1 protein-coding gene is annotated in these 427 nt (G+C 69.1%); it reads right to left on the reverse strand.

What is annotated here, in order from left to right:
- Window positions 1–2: 2 nt before the first annotated feature.
- Window positions 3–344, reverse strand: coding sequence for an STAS domain-containing protein (locus tag GWK61_RS55310; RefSeq protein ID WP_194891914.1), 342 nt, complete (start codon window positions 342–344; stop codon window positions 3–5).
- Window positions 345–427 lie beyond the last annotated feature (83 nt).

Consider the following 427-nt stretch of genomic DNA (forward strand, 5'->3'; position numbering starts at 1 on the left):
GTTCAGGCGGCGGGGTCGCGCCCGGTGTCCGGGACCGGCCCGGTCAGCGGGAACAGGTCTTTGACACCGGCCAGCTCCAGGACCCGGAGCACCGGTTGGGAAGGTGCGGCCAGGGTGATGGTGCGGTCATTAGCGGTGGCGCGTTGCAGGGTGTGCACCAGGACGCGCAGTCCCATGGAGTCCAGGAAGGTGATCCCCGAGCAGTCGATGAGCAGGTCGGCGGAGCCGTCCCAGCCCTGCTCGATCTCGGACTCGAACCGGGCGTGCGCGGCGAGGTCGACGTCGCCGGCGACGGTGAGTACCACGTGGTCCGCGAACTGCTCCGCGGTGCAAGAGAACTCCATGGCGGCTCCTCATCCTCGACTTCCCCGGCGACGAGCCGCCGACGGTGGTAGCGCACAACAGCTTTGGCCATTCCGGCGGACTC

Source organism: Catenulispora rubra, assembly GCF_015356825.1.
Lineage (GTDB): Bacteria > Actinomycetota > Actinomycetes > Streptomycetales > Catenulisporaceae > Catenulispora > Catenulispora rubra.